Raw genomic sequence first — 15,247 nt, 5'->3', positions numbered from 1 at the left:
CCAACAAGTCGCCATGGGGGATGCGGCCCGGTGTTCGCGGCCGTGTTCGAGGTGAGGCTACTGATCGCCCGCCGAGAGAGCGAGTGGAAACGGAAATTCGCGATCCGTTCTTGGTCACACGCCTTTGGCACGTGCGGTCCGAACGGAGACTTCACGCCTTCAGGCCGTGCACCTTCACGTGCATATGAGCGTGCGTCGGCTCTCCGGCCCCGCTTGTCACGGGGGCCACGCGCCCGCCGTACCCGCCCGCACCTCGGCGGTCGGCCCGTGCGGTGCCGCGCGCGGCACCGGGCCGCACCGGAGGGATTGGGCATCGGCGGGGCGACAACCGGACAGTTCTTCCGAACGGGCCCCGGAGTGACGCCCGTCGGCCTATTCCGCCCCGTTCCACCACGGTGATTCGGGGCCGCCGGCGGAGAAACGTCAAACCGCGCGACACAAGATCCCCACCATCCGGCGAATCCCACGGCATTCGGGCCCCGGTTCGGCGTCCACGTGTTCAAGTCGTCGGCGTGTCTCTGTACGGATCACCCCTCGCGCGGTCACTGGCCGCCGCCGCGCTGGTGTGGCTGCTCGCCTCACCCGCGCCGGCGGCCGCCGACTCCTGCGCCTACGCCACGTCCGCGCCGGACGGCTCGCACACCTCGGTGGCGGTCATCGGCCCGGACGCGTGCAAGCCCAAACCCGGGCCGAAACCCGGGCCGAAGCCCGAACCGAAGCCCGCCCCGCCCCCGTTCGAACCGCCCCGTCCCTCGCTGCCCCCGCTGCCGCCGCCGCCCCAGGAGCCGCCGGCCGTGCCGACGCTGCCGGAGCGCCCGTCCCCGCCGGCCCGCCCCGCGCCGCCCCAGCTGCCCGCCCCCGCCCCCGTCGTGCCCGTTCCGGTTCCCGTACCGCCGCCGCCCGCCGCCACCCCGGCACCGCGCCCGGCCCCGGCCCCGCCGTCCCCCGCGCCCGTGACCCCGGCGCCCGGGGACCCGCCGGCCCCCGCTCCCCCGGCCCCGCCGCCCGCACCGACGGCGGCGGCGCCGCGTCCCGCGCCCGCGGCGGCCCCGGTCGCGCTCCCGCACTACCAGCGGACCTCCCGGCCCCAGCCGAAGAGCAACCGGTCACCCGTCACCACGATGCTCCTGCTCGTCGCGCCCGCCGTGCTCGCCACCGCCGTGCTGCGTCCGCGCTCCCGCTGACCCGGCCCCGCGCCACTCGAACCCCGAGCTCTCCCCGAGCTCCCCACTCCGTGAGGAAGTCCGAACCACCATGTCCGAATGGCTCGTCCTGACCCTGGCGATGGCCGCCGCCTGCGGCGTCGTCCTGGCCATCGTCGTCATCAACCAGCGCCGGATCCCCGAGGACGACGACCCGAACGAGACCCCCGACGTCATCGAGTACATGACGATGATGATCGGCGTGATCTACGCCATCGTCCTCGGCCTCGCCATCGCCGGCGTCTGGGAGGCGCGCGGCGCCGCCCAGGAGGTGGTGCGCCAGGAGGCGCAGGCGATGCACGAGATCTCCGAGCGGGTCGAGGTCTACCCGGAGGCGGTCCGCGCGCGGATCCGCGCGGACGTCGACGCGTACGTCTCCTACGTGGTCCACGAGGAGTTCGCCCACATGGCCGAGGAGGGCGAACTCACCGAGGAGGGCGACGCCCTGCTCGGCAAGGTGCGCCGCAGCGTCACCGACTACCAGCCCGCCAACGACTTCGAGGGGCAGGCGTACCAGCCGCTGGTCGACCAGGTGATGGTCGCCGACGACGCCCGCGGCGCCCGCGGCCAGAGCGCCGGGGAGACGATGCCCGGCGTCGTCTGGTTCGGCCTGATCATCGGCGCCCTGGTCTCGGTGGGGCTGATCTTCACGCTCCAGATCCGGCGCACCGGCCGCGAGGTGCTGCTCGCGGGCCTCTACAGCGCGCTGATCGCCTTCCTGCTCTTCCTCATCTGGGACTTCGACGCCCCGTACGGGCGCGGCCTCGCCGCCACCGACGCGCCGTTCACCGACCTGTTCCCGCAGGTCACGGAGTGACCCGGAGGGCGGGGCTGGGCCGCCCGGGGGACACGCGTGCCCCATTCGCACGTCTGGGATCGCGGCTGTGGTAGTGCGCTCCTAGCGTTTCGGGCAACGAGGTGTACGCAGGCTTCTCGCGGCCAGACCGCCGCGGCCGGCCCTCGGGACCCGGAGGAATCACCATGCGCGCGATACGTGCCGCTTCCACCGCCCTGCTGGGGGCGGCCACCCTCGCCCTGGCCGCCCCCGTCACCGTCGTCCACGCGGCCGACGGTGCGCCCGCGCCGAACCCGCGGGTGCGGGGTGCGAAGGCCCCGGGCGATTTCGTCGTCTCGCCGTCGCTCGTCGCCCCCGGCGGGCGGGTGACGCTCAGCGCCCCCGGCTGCGCCAGTACGGCGACGGCGACGGCGGGCATCTTCGACACCGTCCAGATCCCGCCGGGTTCGTCGGTCACCGCCACCGTGGACACGGACGCCCGCCGCGGCGCGGCGTACACGGTGGCGTTCAACTGCTCGGGCGGGGTGCAGGACAGCGTCGACCTGACGATCAGCGGGGTGGCCGCGGCGACCCCGACGATCAGCTCGACGGTGCTGCTGGCCCCGCGCGGGGTGCGGGGCGGTCTCGGCGGTTCGCAGAGCGGTCTGGAGTCCGGGAAGCTGGCGGCCGGTACGGCGCTGGTGCTCGCGGCGACGGCCGGCTCGGTGTACGCGATCCGCCGCCGCGCCTCTTCCCGCCGACACTGACCCGGTTCCCACCGGATCCCGGTTCCCACCGGATCCCGGTACCCACCGGATCCCGGTACCCACCGGCCCGGTTCCCCGCCCCGGGGGCGGACAGCCCGCCGCCCCCGGGTCCCTGTCCGGGACACGGGGGCGGCGGGCACGGTGGGCCGACCGGGAGGTTCGGCCGGTCAGGCACCCGTGCCGGTCATGCGGCGGCGACGGAGGACGAAGACACCGCCGCCGAGCGCCGCGGCGGCGACCAGGCTGCCGCCGACGGCCATCTCGGTGGAGCTGGGCGCCAGCGAACCGCCGAGACCGCCCTGGGCGCCGCGGCCCGCGAGCACGCGGAACGGGTGCGTGACGACCCGGGAGTTGTCGCTGCACCTGACGGCCAGGTTGTAGTTGCCGGGGGTGGCGTTGTTGTAGACCCGGGCGATCGCGCTGGAGAGGCCGTTCGAGTTGACCGAGAGGTTGGTCTCCGGGAACGCGTTGGACGTGACCGTGCCGCCGTGGCCGCAGCCCCTGGCGGTGATGGTGATCGTCGACCCCGCGTGGACGTCCTGGGGGTTGACGGAGACGTCGCTGGGGCCACGGGTGGCGTGGGAGAGGGGCGCGGCCAGAGCAACCGCCGCGAACGCGGTGGCGGTCACCGCCAGAGTGCGTGCAGCACGCATGGTTGAACCTCCAGTGGAAGACGCCCCGAAGCGGTGCTCCGGGAGATTCGACGAGTACGCCTTCCATGACGAACCATCACAAGTCGGACTGGTCCCTGCACCTCGACACTGGGCCGGTCCGGTGAGCGCCGATGCCGCCGATCGAGTTGCGCGGGACACCACAACCGCAGGTCAGGGGCGTGCGAAATGATTGTCCGACGAGTACTCGGATGGGTCAGCGCGCGGTCACCCGGGGCGAGCAGCGGGCCGGAGAGGCACCGCGCGGACGGCATCTGACGGGTCGTCGGCCAGGGTGCGCGGCCCGGCGGCGTCCGGTCGGCCCGGCGGCGTCCGGTCGGCCCGGCGGCGTCCGGTCGGCCCGGCGCCACCCGTACGGCCGCTCCGGGCTACCCGTTCGGGCCGCCCGGAGCGCAGGCGCGCGGAGGCGCCCTTACCGTTCACACGTCGCCACGAAGGGAGAACCATGCCCCCGAAGGACTTCCGCGTCCCTGAGCGCAGGAGACGTCAACCCTGGGGCGTCCTGGCCCTCGCCATGCTGTCCGGACTCGCGATGATGCGCAACGGCGTGGACGTCGCGGGAGGTCCGCCGCAGCCGGCCGCCGCGGCCCGTCCGGTGGCCCGTCCGGTCGTCCCGCCGCCCGCGGAGGCGTCCGCGGGACTCCAGCCGCTGCCCTTCGCACCCGCCTCGCGGATCCGCATCCCGGCGATCGACGTCGCGGCGCCGGTGATGGACGTGGGGCTGGACCCGGAGGGCTGGGTGGCGGCCCCTCCCCCGCAGGACGCCAACATGGCCGGCTGGTACCAGAACGGCATCGCGCCCGGCCAGCGCGGCACCGCGGTGGTCGTCGGGCACGTCGACAACAACAGCGGCCCGGCGGTCTTCTACGGCCTCGGCTCGCTGGAGAAGGGCCAGCACGTCGAGGTCGAGCGGTACGACGGACGGGTGGCGGTCTTCGAGATCTACGGCATCGAGGTCTACTCCAAGGAGGACTTCCCCGGGCCGCAGGTCTACGGCGACACCGGCCACCCGGAGCTGCGGGTCATCACCTGCGGCGGCGGCTACACCCGGGCGAAGGGGTACGCCGGGAACGTCGTCGTCTACGCGCGGATGGTCGGCTCCCGCTGACCCGTTCGGTGACGCTCGGAGCGGGCCCCGGGGACGTCCGGGGCCCGTTCCGCGCGCGGGCGCCGCCGGTCGGCGACGGGGGACGAGTGACGGCGGAGCCGGGTGAACCTACCCCGCCTGCTTCGTCATCTCCCGGACGTCACGGGCGATGTCCTCCAGGACGACCTGGGGATCGGCGGAGGGTGCGACGGCCTTGCCGATGTTCCGCTTGATCGTGTTGCTGACCTGGAGCCACGACGGTTCGTTGACGGGATACAGCTCGGCGCCGCGCAGGGCGTCGAGGAACTGGGTGGCGCTGGGGTCCGCCGCCGCGTTCTCGGTCTCCAGGTTCGCCGAGACCGTCGAGGGCAGCAGGTGGTAGCGGCCGGCGAACTCGTTGAGGTTCTTGTCCTCGTAGACGAACTCCAGGAAGGAACCGACCAGTTCGCGGTTGCCGTCCCGCTTGAAGGCCATCATCCAGTCGGCGACGCCCGCCGCCGGCGGCGCCTGTCCCTCTTCCAGCGTGTCGGAGACCGGCATGGCGATCGTGCCGACCTTGATGCCCTTGGCCCTGGCCTCGTGCAGCAGCGAGGGATAGCCGTTGAGCATGCCCACCTCGCCGCGCAGGAAGGCGGCGAAGGCGTCCCGCCGGTTGAGCTCGCCCGGCGTGACCGGACCGGTCAGGCCGGGCGCGACCAGGTTGTCCTTGATCCAGCGGAAGGTCTGGGCGTTCTTCTCGGACGCGATGCTGTAGTCGCCGTAACTGTCCGCGTACCCGCCCCCGTTGCTCAGCTCCCAGATCAGGGCCTCGGCGTGTGCCTCCTCGGGGCCCAGCGGCAAGGCGTACGGGTACGGCACGCCCTCCTCCTTCAGCTTGCCGGCCGCGCTCTTGAGGCCGGACCAGGTCCGGGGCGGCTTCGCGCCGGCCTTGTCGAACAGCGTCTCGTTGTAGAAGAGCAGCCGGCTGCTGGCCACGAACGGCAGACCGTACAGGGTGGTCCCGACCGTGCCCGCTTCGGCGAGCGGCGGCAGGAAGTTGGCCTCGGCCCTGACCGAGAGCAGCTCCCGGGCCGCGTAGAGGCGGCCCTGCGCCGCGAAGTCGGAGTAGGCGCCCATCAGGGCCACGTCCGGGGCGTGTCCCTCCTCGACCATGCGGGTGACCTCGCGGTCGACGTCGTCCCACGGGTACAGCGTCACCTCGACCTTCGCGCCGGGGTGGGCGGCGGCGAAGGCGGCGGTCAGCTTGTCCCAGTAGGCCCGGGAGCTGGTCGCCGGGCTGGTGCCGTACTCGGCGGCCACCAGGCGCAGCGTCGTCCCGTCGCCGTCCTCGGAGGAGCCGCAGGCGGTGACGAGAGAGCCCAGCAGGCCGAGTGCGGCCACGCAGGCGGACGCGCCGGAGAGTCTTGGTCGCACGGATGTTCCTCATTTGCTTTTGGACAGTGCGTCCGGAATTCTGCCCTGGCTCAGGGCATCTGGCGCCCTCCGCCGACAGGTTGTGGCCCTTGCTCCAACCCCACCGCGCGAGCCTGGTGTCTTCGACCAGGCGTTGGTCCGGACCGCACCGGGGCCGGTCCCGGGGCGGGCGCGCGGGGACCCGGTCCGGGCGGTCCCGGTGTTCGCGGACCGGAACATCGCGCGCGGGCCCGCGAGACCTCCCGCCCCGGCCCGGTCGGCGCCGTCAGCGGCGCGGCACGGTGATCGTGTAGCCGGCGTCGAGGAGCGCGGGCAGGTAGCGGCCGAGTGCGGCGACGCTCTGGGAGCGGTCCCCGCCGGCGTCGTGGGAGAGGACGATGACGCCGTCCCCCGCGCCGTCGAGGACCCTGCGGACGATGGTGCCGGTGCCGGGCTCCTTCCAGTCGAGGGTGTCCACGGACCAGGCGAGCGGTTCCATGCCCAGTTCGGCGCCGATCTCGAAGGAGTGCCGGTTCCAGGCGCCGTAGGGGGCCCGGTACCAGAGCGGCGCGGTGCCCAGCACGCGTTCCACCACCTCGCTGGTGGAGCCGAGTTCGTCGCGGATGCGGGAGGGCCGCAGTTTTGGCACGAGCGGATGGGACCAGGAGTGGTTGCCGACCACGTGCCCGTCGTCGGCCATCTCCCGGAGCAGGTCCTGGTTCTCCACCGCCATCTCGCCGCAGACGAAGAACATCGCCCGGCAGCCGTGCCGGCGCAGGGTGGCCAGGATGGCGGGGGTGTAGCGGGGGTCGGGGCCGTCGTCGAAGGTGAGCACCATGGAGCGGCCGACCCCGGTGAGCGAGAGGAAGGGCCGCTGCCGGACCGGGGGGAGGGCCCGGGGCCGGGCGGCGGGGGCGTACGCGGTCATGGGCTGGAGCCGGTACGCGGAGGGGCGCAGCCGGGGCGAGGAGGCGGGCGGCCCGGCGGCGGGGCCTCCGGCGCCGGGCGGCCCCGGGGGCGCGGCGGCGGTTCCGGTGCCTCCGCCGGTGCCCTCGCCGGTCGTGATGCGGTCGAGGGCGAAGGCGCCCGCCGCGACGGTGGCGCCGAGGGCGGCGGCCAGACGCAGCACCGACCTCCGCCCCGTGGTCAGCTGATCGTTTTTCATGACCAATGGTTCGTACGGGGAGGGGCCCGGGTCCCTGAACGACACCGGGCGGCCCCCCGATTGCACCCGTTGGGTCCAGCGGAGCGCCGGGCCGGCGCCTCACGAGCCGAGTTTCAGACCGTCCTTGTCGGCGCCCCTGCCGAGCACGACCTGGCGGATCGTCTCGCGGATCTCCGCGTGGCGGGGGTCGGAGCCGTCGGTGGCGGTCAGGTCCACGATCCGGCCGCGCGCGGTGTCGAACCACTGCGGAAGGAACTCGGCCCGGGTGACCTCCCAGCGTCCGCCGGCCTTCTTCGGCGGGGCGAAGGTGAAGCGGCCGATGCTGCTCTGGTTGCCGCGCGGGTCGAAGACGCCCTGATGGTTGATCATGTCGCCGGCGATCTGGTCGCCCATGCCGTAGATCACCCAGGTGCCGTTGACCTTCTCATACGCCTGGGGGACGTGGGCGTGTGTGCCGATGATCAGGTCGATGTCGGGACGGCCTGCGGTGCGGGAGGCGGTGAGCGAGCGGGCGAGCGAGAGCTGGCGCTCGTCGGGCGCGGTCTCCCACTCGGAGCCCCAGTGGACGCTGACCACGACGACGTCGGCGCCGGCGGCGCGGGCGGCCCGGGCGTCGGCGATGACCTTGTCCTCGTCGAGGAGGTTCACCGCCCAGGGCTGTCCGGCCGGCAGCGGATAGCCGTTGGTGTCGTAGGTGTAGGCGAGCTGGGCGACGGTGGCGCCGCCTGCCTTGAGCAGGGTGGGGCGGGCGGCCTCGGCGGCGGTGCGGGCGGAGCCGGCGTGCTTCACGCCGGCCGCGTCGAGGGCGTCGAGGGTGCGGCCGAGGCCGGCCGCGCCGTCGTCGAGGGTGTGGTTGGAGGCGGTGGAGCAGGAGTCGTAGCCGGTGGCCTTCAGCGCGGTGGCGACCTCGGGCGGGGACTTGAAGGAGGGATAGCCGGTGTAGGGCCCGCCGTTCTCCCCGTACACCGTCTCCATGTGGCAGATCGCGAGGTCGGCGCGGGAGGCGATACGTTTCGCCCCGGCGAACATGGGGCGGAAGTCGTAGCCGCCCTCGCCCGCGTCGGCGGCGGCGCGGCGGATGATCGAGTCGTGCGGCAGTACGTCGCCGGAGGCCACCAGGGTGAAGCCGGCCGGCTTGGGCGCCGGCGCGGCGGGCCGGGGCGCCGTGGAGCCGCCGGGCGAACCGCCGGGCGAGCGGACGCCGCCGTCGGGACCGCCCTGGCCGCACGCGGCGACGACGGCGAGCAGGGAACCCGCGAGGACGGCGGAGCCGGCCCGGACGAGTCTGGCGCGTGCCGGTCCGGTGTCTGCGGTCATGACGACAACCACCCCGATCATAGGAAGAACATCTGATCTGCCGAATTCATCCCTCGGGAGCGCCGCAGTCAAGGGACCCGGCCGGGCCGGGCGGCGAACCCCACCGAATCGGACGTACGGCCCCCGCCGGGCCGCCGCTCGCCCCGCACGCGACCGCTCGCCGTGCCATTCGCCGCTCGTTACGACCGTTCGTCGCAGACCGCTGTCCGTTCCCTGTCCCCTTCCGCCCGGATGCGTTCGTATACGGCGCGGACGACGAACCGCTGAGCGGGCGGGGAAGGGTGGCACTCATGACGACGGCGACGATGGCGGCGGCAGGGACGACCGACGAGCGGACGCTGCAGGAACTCCAGCGGGAGCACGGCCCCGCCCTGCTCTCCTTCCTCCTGGGGCTGACGTACGGCGACCGCCAGCGCGCCGAGGACCTCGCCCAGGAGACCCTGGTCCGGGCCTGGCTCCACCCCGAGGCGTTCAGCGGCGCGTACGCCTCGATCCGGCCCTGGCTCTTCACCGTGGCCCGCCGGCTCGCCATCGACGCCCGCCGGTCCCGGCTCGCCCGGCCCGCCGAGATCGGCGACGGGGTGCTCGCGGTGACCCCCGACCCCTCGGACGCCACGGAGTCGGCCGAGGCCGCGCTGGACGTCCGGGCGGCGGTACGGGAGCTGAGCCCGGAGCACCGGGCGGTGCTGGTCCGGCTCTACTTCCACGGGCTCACCGTCAACGAGGCCGCCGTGGACCTCGGGATCCCGGCCGGCACGGTCAAGTCCCGTTCCCACTACGCCCTTCGGCAGCTCGGCCGCTCACTGCCCGGCTACCGGCCGCGCCGCGGCGCCATTGCCCGGCCCCGGACCGCCGCCGCACAATGACGCCGTGACGCTCCCTGACACCGCGGCGCTTACGCCCGCCGCCGCCGAGAAGATCCTCGCCGACAACTTCGCCCCCTGGGTCCTCGACCTGGGGCTCACGGTCGACTCGGTCGACGGCCACGAGGCCGTCCTCCGGCTCCCCTGGTCCGACCGGCTGGCGCGCGAGGGCGGCGGGATCTCCGGCCAGGCCCTGATGGCCGCCGCCGACACCGCCACGGTGATCGCCGTCTCGGCGGCCCGCGGCGGCTTCGTCCCCATGACGACGGTCCAGCAGTCCACCAGCTTCCAGCGGGCGGTCCTCGGCGCCGACGTCCTGATCCGCGCCCGCCTCACCAAGCTGGGCAGGCGCATGGCCTTCGCCGACATCACGATGACCGCGGAGGGAACCGCCGAACCGGCCGCCCACGCCACCGCGGTCTACGCCCTGCTGGGCTGACCCCCCTTCGCGCCGCCGTGTACGGCGCGAAGGTCCGGGGGTCTATACACTCCATGTATACACCGTGCGTATAGTCGCGGGCATGGCTTCACGACCTCATACCCCCGCCCTGCCCCGCCTGGTCAAGGGCGCCGTCGTCAGCGCGCTCGCCGTCGGCGCGGCCCACGTCGTGCTCTCCGACACGCTCCGGTTCGCGCTCGTCGGGCAGGCGTCCGCCACGCTGGGCGCGCCCACCGGCTACGGCACCGCTCAGGTCTTCACCACCGCGCTGCTCAACACCTCCCTGGTCATGCCGCTGGTGCTCTGGGCCGGCATGCGGCTGAGCGGGGAGCGGAAGGTGGGGGCGATGGTGCTGGTGGGGAGCGCGGGATGGATCACCGCCGTCTGGAACGGGATCGACGGGATCGACGACTCCTTCGGCGCGGTCCTGCCCCTGCGGTCCCTCGCGCTCGTCGTCGCCGTCACCGCGCTCGCCTCGCTCCTCCGCCGCCGCCCCTCCCCCGCCCCTTCCGCACCCTCCGTCCCGTCGGCCCCATCGGCACCGATCCGGCCGGGGAACGTATCCGAAACCACACCGGCGAGTTGAGCAAAGCGGTCCACGCGGACGCCCCGAGCGGAGGAGGCTCTGCTCCGGGTCCCGAGAACCGCGGGTCCCCGACGTCCGGAGAAGGTGGGAACGTTGTCGCCCGAGAGCACGAACGGCGCCGGCCGCAGGAGCGGCGGGGGTCTGGCCGTCCCGATGGCCTGGCTGTGCGCCGAGTACCTGTCCGACCAGTACCTGACCGCGGCGGGGCTGGCCGAGCCCGGCTCGCTGGAGCACCGCGCCTCCGTGCGCGCGCTGGCCCTCACGGTCCATCTCTCCGGAGATCCCGGGGCCGACGAGTGGCTGCACCTCACCGCGTACGAGGCGGGATGGCCGGAGTGGGTGGAGGAGCGGCTCGCCGCGGAGGAGGCCGAGGACCCCGACGGAGCCGACCTGGCGCTCGCCCGGGACACCTGGCGGGCGCTGCGGGAGACCTGGGTGCACGCGGCGGACCTGGACGGCCTGCCGGCCGCCGCGACGGGCGTCCTGGTGGACGAGACGGCCCGGACCTGGCTGCCCGCCTGGCAGCTCGGCCTGCCCCTCGCCCACCTCGCCGTCTGGCTCTCCTGACCGGTCAGCGCGCGGGCGAAGGGTGCACCCCGGGACGGTACTTGGGGAAGCGCGCGGTCACCTTCAGGCCGGCGCCGACGCCGGTCTCGATGACCAGGCCGTACTCCTCCCCGTACACCTGACGCAGCCGCTCGTCCACATTGGACAGGCCGATGCCGGAGCCGCCCGGGTGCTCGCCGCGCAGCACCGCCCGCAGCCGTTCGGGGTCCATGCCGACGCCGTCGTCCTCGACGGTCACCACCGCCTCGGAACCGGCGTCCCGCGCGGCGATCGTCACCCGGCAGCCCCGCTCGCGGTCCTGGAGCCCGTGCTTGACCGCGTTCTCCACCAGCGGCTGGAGGCAGAGGAACGGCAGCGCGACCGGCAGCACCTCGGGGGCGATCTGGAGCGTCACCTTGAGCCGGTCGCCGAAGCGGGCGTCGGCCAGCGCCAAGTACTGCTCGATCGCCCGGAGTTCATCGGCCAGCTGGGCGAACTCGCCGTGCCGGCGGAAGGAGTAGCGGGTGAAGTCGGCGAACTCCAGGAGCAGGTCCCGGGCCCGCTCGGGGTCGGTCCGGACGAACGAGGCGATCGCGGCGAGGGAGTTGAAGATGAAGTGCGGGGAGATCTGGGCGCGCAGCGCGCGGATCTCCGCCTCCACCATCCGGGTCCGGGAGCGGTCCAGCTCGGCCAGCTCCAGCTGGACCGAGACCCAGCGCGCCACCTCGGTCGCGGCCCGGACCAGCACCGCCGACTCCCGGGGCCCGTAGGCGACGAGCGCGCCGAGCACGCCCTCCTCGCCGGTGAGCGGGGCGGTCACCGCCCACCGCAGCGCGCAGCCGGGATCGTCGCACCCGGTGGGCGCGGAGCGGCTGCGGCCGGTCTCCAGGGTCGCCGCCGCCAGCTCGGGCACGCCCGCGTGGTGGTGCGCCTCGCCGGGGCCGTCCCAGGCGAGGACGGCCGAACCGTCGGTGAGGCAGAGCGCCTCCGTCCCGAGGAGCGAGCGGAGCGGACGGGCCGCCCTCCGGGCGGTCTCCTCGGTCAGTCCGGCACGCAGCGGCGGGGCGGCGAGCGAGGCGGTGTGCAGGGTGTGGAAGGTGGCGCGTTCGACGGGGGTGCCGAGGTCGAGGTCGGCGGAGCGGTCGCCGTGCCGGGCGGTGATCCGGCCGAGGACGACGCCGGCGGCGAGCAGCACGGTGCCGGCGGCACCGGCCGCGGCCAGGACGATGCCGCTCACCGGCGGGGCTCCTGGGCGGGGGCGGGGGCAGGGCCGGGGACCGTGTGCTTGCCCGGGCCGGGGACCGTGTGCTTGCCCGGGCCGGTGGCCTCTCCTGGGCCGGGGGACTCCCCCGGGCCGGTGGCCTCCCCTCGGCCGGAGGACTCCTCGGGCGCGGTGGATTTCCCGGGAGCGCTGAACTTCTCGGGGGCGGTGAATGCCTCGGGGGCGGTGAACTCCTCCGGCAGGTGGAGGCGGGCGAGGGTCGACGCCGTGCCGGGCGGGACGCTGCGCGGGGTGGCGAGCGAGACCAGCACCATGGTGAGGAAGCCCAGCGGGACGGACCAGACGGCGGGCCAGGCCATCAGGGTGTGCGGCCAGCCCGCCGGGGCGAGTCCGGCCCGGGTGGCCATCACCGCGGCGAGCGCGGAGCCGCCGCCGAGGAGGAGCCCCGCGGCCGCCCCCGGCGGGGTCAGCCGCCGCCACCAGATGCCGAGGACGAGCAGCGGGCAGAAGGAGGAGGCGGAGACGGCGAAGGCGAGCCCGACCGCGTCGGCGACCGGCACCTTCGAGGCGGCGAAGCCCACCGCGAGCGGAACGGCACCGGCGAGCAGGGTGGCCAGCCGGAAGTGCCGCACCGCGCGGGAGGGCAGCACGTCCTGGGCGAGGACGCCGGCGACGGACATGGTGAGCCCCGAGGCGGTGGAGAGGAAGGCGGCGAAGGCGCCGCCGGCGAGGAAGGCGCCGAGGACGTCGCCGAGCGCGCCGCCGACGATCCGGTCGGGAAGGACGAGCACGGCGGCGTCGGCGGAACCGGTAAGGGCGAGCTCGGGGGCGTAGATCCGCCCGAGCGCCCCGTACACCCCCGGCAGCAGGTAGAAGACGCCGACAAGTCCGAGGACGACGAGGGTGGTGCGGCGGGCCGCCCGGCCGTTGGGGCTGGTGTAGAAGCGGACGGCGACGTGCGGCAGGCCCATGGTGCCGAGAAAGGTGGCGAGGATCAGCCCGTACGTGGCGTACAGCTGGTGCCCGTCGCGCCCGCCCGCGAGCGGCTGGGACCAGCCGAGCGGCTCGGTGCCGTCGGCGCGCCGCTCGGGGACCGGGGCGCCCGGCGGAAGGGCGAGCACGGCGCCGCCGGAGACGTGGTGGGTGCCGGGGCCGAGGGTCACGGCCCGCTCCTCGTACCGGACGGCGTCGACGGTGCCCGTGACGGTGACCGTCAGCGGGGCGTCGAGCCCGACGCGTACCGTGTCGGCGACCCGGACGACGGTGTGCTCGCGGAGCACGGCCGGCGCGTCGAAGCGGGCCCGGGGCGCGCCGTCGCCGTACCAGGCGGTCACCAGGAAGAAGGCCGGGACCAGCAGGGCGGTGAGTTTCAGCCAGTACTGGAACGCCTGGACGAAGGTGATGCTGCGCATGCCGCCGGCGGCGACGGTGCAGGTGACGACGACGGCGACGAGGAGGCCCCCGACCCAGTCGGGTGCCCCGGTCAGGATCTCCAGGGTCAGCCCGGCTCCCTGGAGCTGCGGCAGCAGGTAGAGCCAGCCGATGCCGACGACGAAGAGGCTGGCGAGCCGCCGGACCTGCGGGGACTCCAGCCTGGCCTCGGCGAAGTCGGAGAGGGTGTACGCCCCGGAGCGACGCAGCGGGGCGGCGACGAGGACGAGCAGCACCAGGTAGCCGGCGGTGTAGCCGACCGGGTACCAGAGCATGGCGGGGCCCTGGACGAGGACGAGTCCGGCGATGCCGAGGAAGGAGGCGGCGGAGAGGTACTCGCCGCTGATGGCGGCGGCGTTGAGCCGGGGCCCGGCGGTCCGGGAGGCGACGTAGAAGTCGGAGGTGGTGCGGGAGACGCGCAGGCCGAGGGCGCCGATGAGGACGGTGGCGAGGACGACGGCGGTGACGGCGGCGACCGCGTAGGTCTGGTTCATGCGGGGCGGTCCACCGGCCTCAGCGCTCGACGAGGCCGGTGAAGTCGCGCTCGTTGCGCTCGGCGCGGCGGACGTACCAGCGGGCGACGGCCCAGACGACGGGGTACACGCCGACGCCGAGGGCGGCCCAGACCAGCGCCTCGGGGGCGGGCAGGGCGAGCACCAGCGGGAGGGTGCCGACGAGCAGGGCGAGCGCGCCGAGCGCGGTCAGGGCGGCGCGCAGCTGGCTGCGCATCAGGGAGCGGACGTAGGTGTGGCCGAGGGTGGTCTGCTCGTCGATCTCGGAGCGGGCGGGCGGGTGCGCCGGGCGGGGCCGGGGCCGGGCGCCGGGACGGTCGCCGAAGGCGTCGGCGTGGGTGACGGTCTCGCGCCGGGGCCGGCGCGGCTCGGGGTGCTCCGGCATCGGCGTCGCTCTCTGACGGGCGGGTGGGCCCGTGGAGTGTAAGCGGAACGGGCCGGTCGCCGGTAGGGTCCGCCGGTCGGCCGCCGGCCCGCCCGTGGGGTCCGCCGGTTCAGCCGCCGGCGCGGCGCATCAGCAGGTCGCGGAGGTGGCGGGCGTGGCGCCGGCTGACGGCGAGGTCGGTGGCGCCGACCCGGACGGAGGTGGCGCCGCCGTCGAGGCGGAGCTCCTCGACGCGGCCGAGGGCGACGAGGTGGCTGCGGTGGATGCGGACGAAGCCCCGGTCGGCCCAGCGCTCCTCCAGGGTGGAGAGGGGGATGCGGACGAGGTGGCTGCCGTGGTCGGTGTGGAGGCGGGCGTAGTCGCCGTGGGCCTCGACGTACGCGATGTCGTCGACGGCGACGAAACGGGTGACGCCGCCGAGCTCGACGGGGATCTGCTCCGGGGCGGGGGCAGGGGCGGGGGCGGGGGTCGGAGTCGGCGCGGTGGCGTGCACGAGCTCGTGGACGCGCCGCACGGCCTCGGCCAGCCGCTCGCGCCGGACCGGCTTGAGCACGTAGTCGACGGCCTTGAGGTCGAACGCCTGGAGCGCGAAGCCCTCGTGGGCGGTGACGAAGACGACGAGCGGCGGGCGGGCGAAGCCGGCGAGCAGCCGGGCCACGTCGAGGCCGGTGAGGCCCGGCATGTGGATGTCGAGGAAGACGACGTCGATCGCCTCGTCGCCGCCCGGCCCGGACTCCAGCGCGCGCCCGATCCGGCGGAGCGCGGCGGTCGCGTCCCCGGCGCCCTCCGCGGTCGTGACCCGGGGGTCGGCGCGCAGCAGGTAGAGGAGTTCCCCGAGGGCGGGCTCCTCGTCGTCGACGGCCAGTACGCGCAGCATGCGCGGGAGC

Annotated in this window: 16 protein-coding genes; 8 read left to right on the top strand and 8 right to left on the bottom strand. The window is 74.6% G+C overall.

Features of this window, described 5'->3' with window-relative positions; translation table 11 throughout:
* The first annotated feature begins 512 nt into the window (after positions 1 to 512).
* The 3 genes from ACIGHB_RS03395 to ACIGHB_RS03385 all read left to right on the top strand — a co-directional run bounded on the left by ACIGHB_RS03395 (position 513) and on the right by ACIGHB_RS03385 (position 2,744).
* The gene (locus ACIGHB_RS03395; RefSeq protein ID WP_399909137.1) at positions 513 to 1,184 is read left to right on the top strand and encodes a hypothetical protein; all 672 of its coding nucleotides are present in this window, start codon (positions 513 to 515) and stop codon (positions 1,182 to 1,184) included.
* 70 nt (positions 1,185 to 1,254) lie between these two features.
* Entirely contained in the window at positions 1,255 to 2,019 is a 765-nt protein-coding gene (locus ACIGHB_RS03390) for a hypothetical protein (protein ID WP_360321133.1), read from the top strand.
* Positions 2,020 to 2,183: 164 nt separating this feature from the next.
* Entirely contained in the window at positions 2,184 to 2,744 is a 561-nt protein-coding gene (locus ACIGHB_RS03385; protein ID WP_399909135.1) for a hypothetical protein, read from the top strand.
* 167 nt (positions 2,745 to 2,911) lie between these two features.
* Here the strand turns inward: ACIGHB_RS03385 and ACIGHB_RS03380 are convergent, their stop codons facing one another.
* A complete protein-coding gene (locus ACIGHB_RS03380) occupies positions 2,912 to 3,397 on the bottom strand; it encodes a hypothetical protein (RefSeq protein ID WP_360321139.1) in 486 nt (161 codons plus the stop codon).
* A 463-nt stretch (positions 3,398 to 3,860) separates the two neighbouring features.
* Between ACIGHB_RS03380 and ACIGHB_RS03375 the strand changes: the two genes are divergently transcribed.
* Entirely contained in the window at positions 3,861 to 4,523 is a 663-nt protein-coding gene (locus tag ACIGHB_RS03375; RefSeq protein WP_360321142.1) for a class F sortase, read from the top strand.
* A 108-nt stretch (positions 4,524 to 4,631) separates the two neighbouring features.
* Here the strand turns inward: ACIGHB_RS03375 and ACIGHB_RS03370 are convergent, their stop codons facing one another.
* From ACIGHB_RS03370 to ACIGHB_RS03360, 3 genes are all read right to left on the bottom strand, one after another.
* On the bottom strand, positions 4,632 to 5,915 hold the full coding sequence (locus ACIGHB_RS03370; RefSeq protein ID WP_360321145.1) for an extracellular solute-binding protein: 1,284 nt from the start codon (positions 5,913 to 5,915) through the stop codon (positions 4,632 to 4,634).
* Positions 5,916 to 6,180: 265 nt separating this feature from the next.
* Positions 6,181 to 7,059, bottom strand: a complete 879-nt coding sequence (locus ACIGHB_RS03365; RefSeq protein WP_399909132.1) for a polysaccharide deacetylase family protein — start codon at positions 7,057 to 7,059, stop codon at positions 6,181 to 6,183.
* Positions 7,060 to 7,158: 99 nt separating this feature from the next.
* Positions 7,159 to 8,376, bottom strand: a complete 1,218-nt coding sequence (locus ACIGHB_RS03360) for a CapA family protein (protein WP_360321151.1) — start codon at positions 8,374 to 8,376, stop codon at positions 7,159 to 7,161.
* Between the two features lie 290 nt (positions 8,377 to 8,666).
* Between ACIGHB_RS03360 and ACIGHB_RS03355 the strand changes: the two genes are divergently transcribed.
* The 4 genes from ACIGHB_RS03355 (at position 8,667) to ACIGHB_RS03340 (ending at position 10,831) form a co-directional block, all read left to right on the top strand.
* Complete coding sequence (locus tag ACIGHB_RS03355; protein ID WP_399909129.1) at positions 8,667 to 9,242, top strand: sigma-70 family RNA polymerase sigma factor; 576 nt, start codon at positions 8,667 to 8,669, stop codon at positions 9,240 to 9,242.
* Between the two features lie 4 nt (positions 9,243 to 9,246).
* Complete coding sequence (locus tag ACIGHB_RS03350) at positions 9,247 to 9,678, top strand: PaaI family thioesterase (protein WP_360321157.1); 432 nt, start codon at positions 9,247 to 9,249, stop codon at positions 9,676 to 9,678.
* 82 nt (positions 9,679 to 9,760) lie between these two features.
* Positions 9,761 to 10,264, top strand: a complete 504-nt coding sequence (locus ACIGHB_RS03345; RefSeq protein ID WP_360321160.1) for a hypothetical protein — start codon at positions 9,761 to 9,763, stop codon at positions 10,262 to 10,264.
* A 93-nt stretch (positions 10,265 to 10,357) separates the two neighbouring features.
* Positions 10,358 to 10,831: a hypothetical protein gene (locus ACIGHB_RS03340; protein ID WP_360321163.1), complete on the top strand. Its 474-nt coding sequence runs from the start codon at positions 10,358 to 10,360 to the stop codon at positions 10,829 to 10,831.
* A gap of 4 nt (positions 10,832 to 10,835) precedes the next feature.
* Here the strand turns inward: ACIGHB_RS03340 and ACIGHB_RS03335 are convergent, their stop codons facing one another.
* From ACIGHB_RS03335 to ACIGHB_RS03320, 4 genes are all read right to left on the bottom strand, one after another.
* Entirely contained in the window at positions 10,836 to 12,047 is a 1,212-nt protein-coding gene (locus tag ACIGHB_RS03335) for a histidine kinase (RefSeq protein WP_399909127.1), read from the bottom strand.
* Positions 12,044 to 13,957 carry a cation acetate symporter gene (locus tag ACIGHB_RS03330; RefSeq protein WP_399909125.1) on the bottom strand — a complete coding sequence of 638 codons (1,914 nt, stop codon included), beginning with the start codon at positions 13,955 to 13,957 and terminating at the stop codon, positions 12,044 to 12,046. Before ACIGHB_RS03330 ends, ACIGHB_RS03335 begins: the two co-directional genes overlap by 4 nt.
* Positions 13,958 to 13,976: 19 nt before the next feature.
* Positions 13,977 to 14,360: a hypothetical protein gene (locus ACIGHB_RS03325; RefSeq protein WP_360321172.1), complete on the bottom strand. Its 384-nt coding sequence runs from the start codon at positions 14,358 to 14,360 to the stop codon at positions 13,977 to 13,979.
* 109 nt (positions 14,361 to 14,469) lie between these two features.
* Positions 14,470 to 15,237: a LytR/AlgR family response regulator transcription factor gene (locus ACIGHB_RS03320; protein ID WP_399909123.1), complete on the bottom strand. Its 768-nt coding sequence runs from the start codon at positions 15,235 to 15,237 to the stop codon at positions 14,470 to 14,472.
* Between the last annotated feature and the right edge of the window lie 10 nt (positions 15,238 to 15,247).

It is taken from the genome of Streptomyces sp. NPDC085460, from assembly GCF_044541975.1.
Classification (GTDB): domain Bacteria; phylum Actinomycetota; class Actinomycetes; order Streptomycetales; family Streptomycetaceae; genus Streptomyces.
The sequence above is the reverse complement of the archived record's forward strand: the minus strand, read 5'-3'. Positions and strand labels throughout refer to the sequence as shown.

Excerpts from the sequence above, each read along its gene's own strand:
- ACIGHB_RS03385 (WP_399909135.1), top strand. The coding sequence starts at position 2,184 with ATGCGCGCGATACGTGCCGCTTCCACCGCCCTGCTGGGGGCGGCCACC.
- ACIGHB_RS03360 (WP_360321151.1), bottom strand. The coding sequence starts at position 8,376 with ATGACCGCAGACACCGGACCGGCACGCGCCAGACTCGTCCGGGCCGGC.
- ACIGHB_RS03390 (WP_360321133.1), top strand. The coding sequence starts at position 1,255 with ATGTCCGAATGGCTCGTCCTGACCCTGGCGATGGCCGCCGCCTGCGGC.
- ACIGHB_RS03330 (WP_399909125.1), bottom strand. The coding sequence starts at position 13,957 with ATGAACCAGACCTACGCGGTCGCCGCCGTCACCGCCGTCGTCCTCGCC.
- ACIGHB_RS03355 (WP_399909129.1), top strand. The coding sequence starts at position 8,667 with ATGACGACGGCGACGATGGCGGCGGCAGGGACGACCGACGAGCGGACG.
- ACIGHB_RS03375 (WP_360321142.1), top strand. The coding sequence starts at position 3,861 with ATGCCCCCGAAGGACTTCCGCGTCCCTGAGCGCAGGAGACGTCAACCC.
- ACIGHB_RS03320 (WP_399909123.1), bottom strand. The coding sequence starts at position 15,237 with ATGCTGCGCGTACTGGCCGTCGACGACGAGGAGCCCGCCCTCGGGGAA.
- ACIGHB_RS03380 (WP_360321139.1), bottom strand. The coding sequence starts at position 3,397 with ATGCGTGCTGCACGCACTCTGGCGGTGACCGCCACCGCGTTCGCGGCG.
- ACIGHB_RS03365 (WP_399909132.1), bottom strand. The coding sequence starts at position 7,059 with ATGAAAAACGATCAGCTGACCACGGGGCGGAGGTCGGTGCTGCGTCTG.
- ACIGHB_RS03325 (WP_360321172.1), bottom strand. The coding sequence starts at position 14,360 with ATGCCGGAGCACCCCGAGCCGCGCCGGCCCCGGCGCGAGACCGTCACC.
- ACIGHB_RS03345 (WP_360321160.1), top strand. The coding sequence starts at position 9,761 with ATGGCTTCACGACCTCATACCCCCGCCCTGCCCCGCCTGGTCAAGGGC.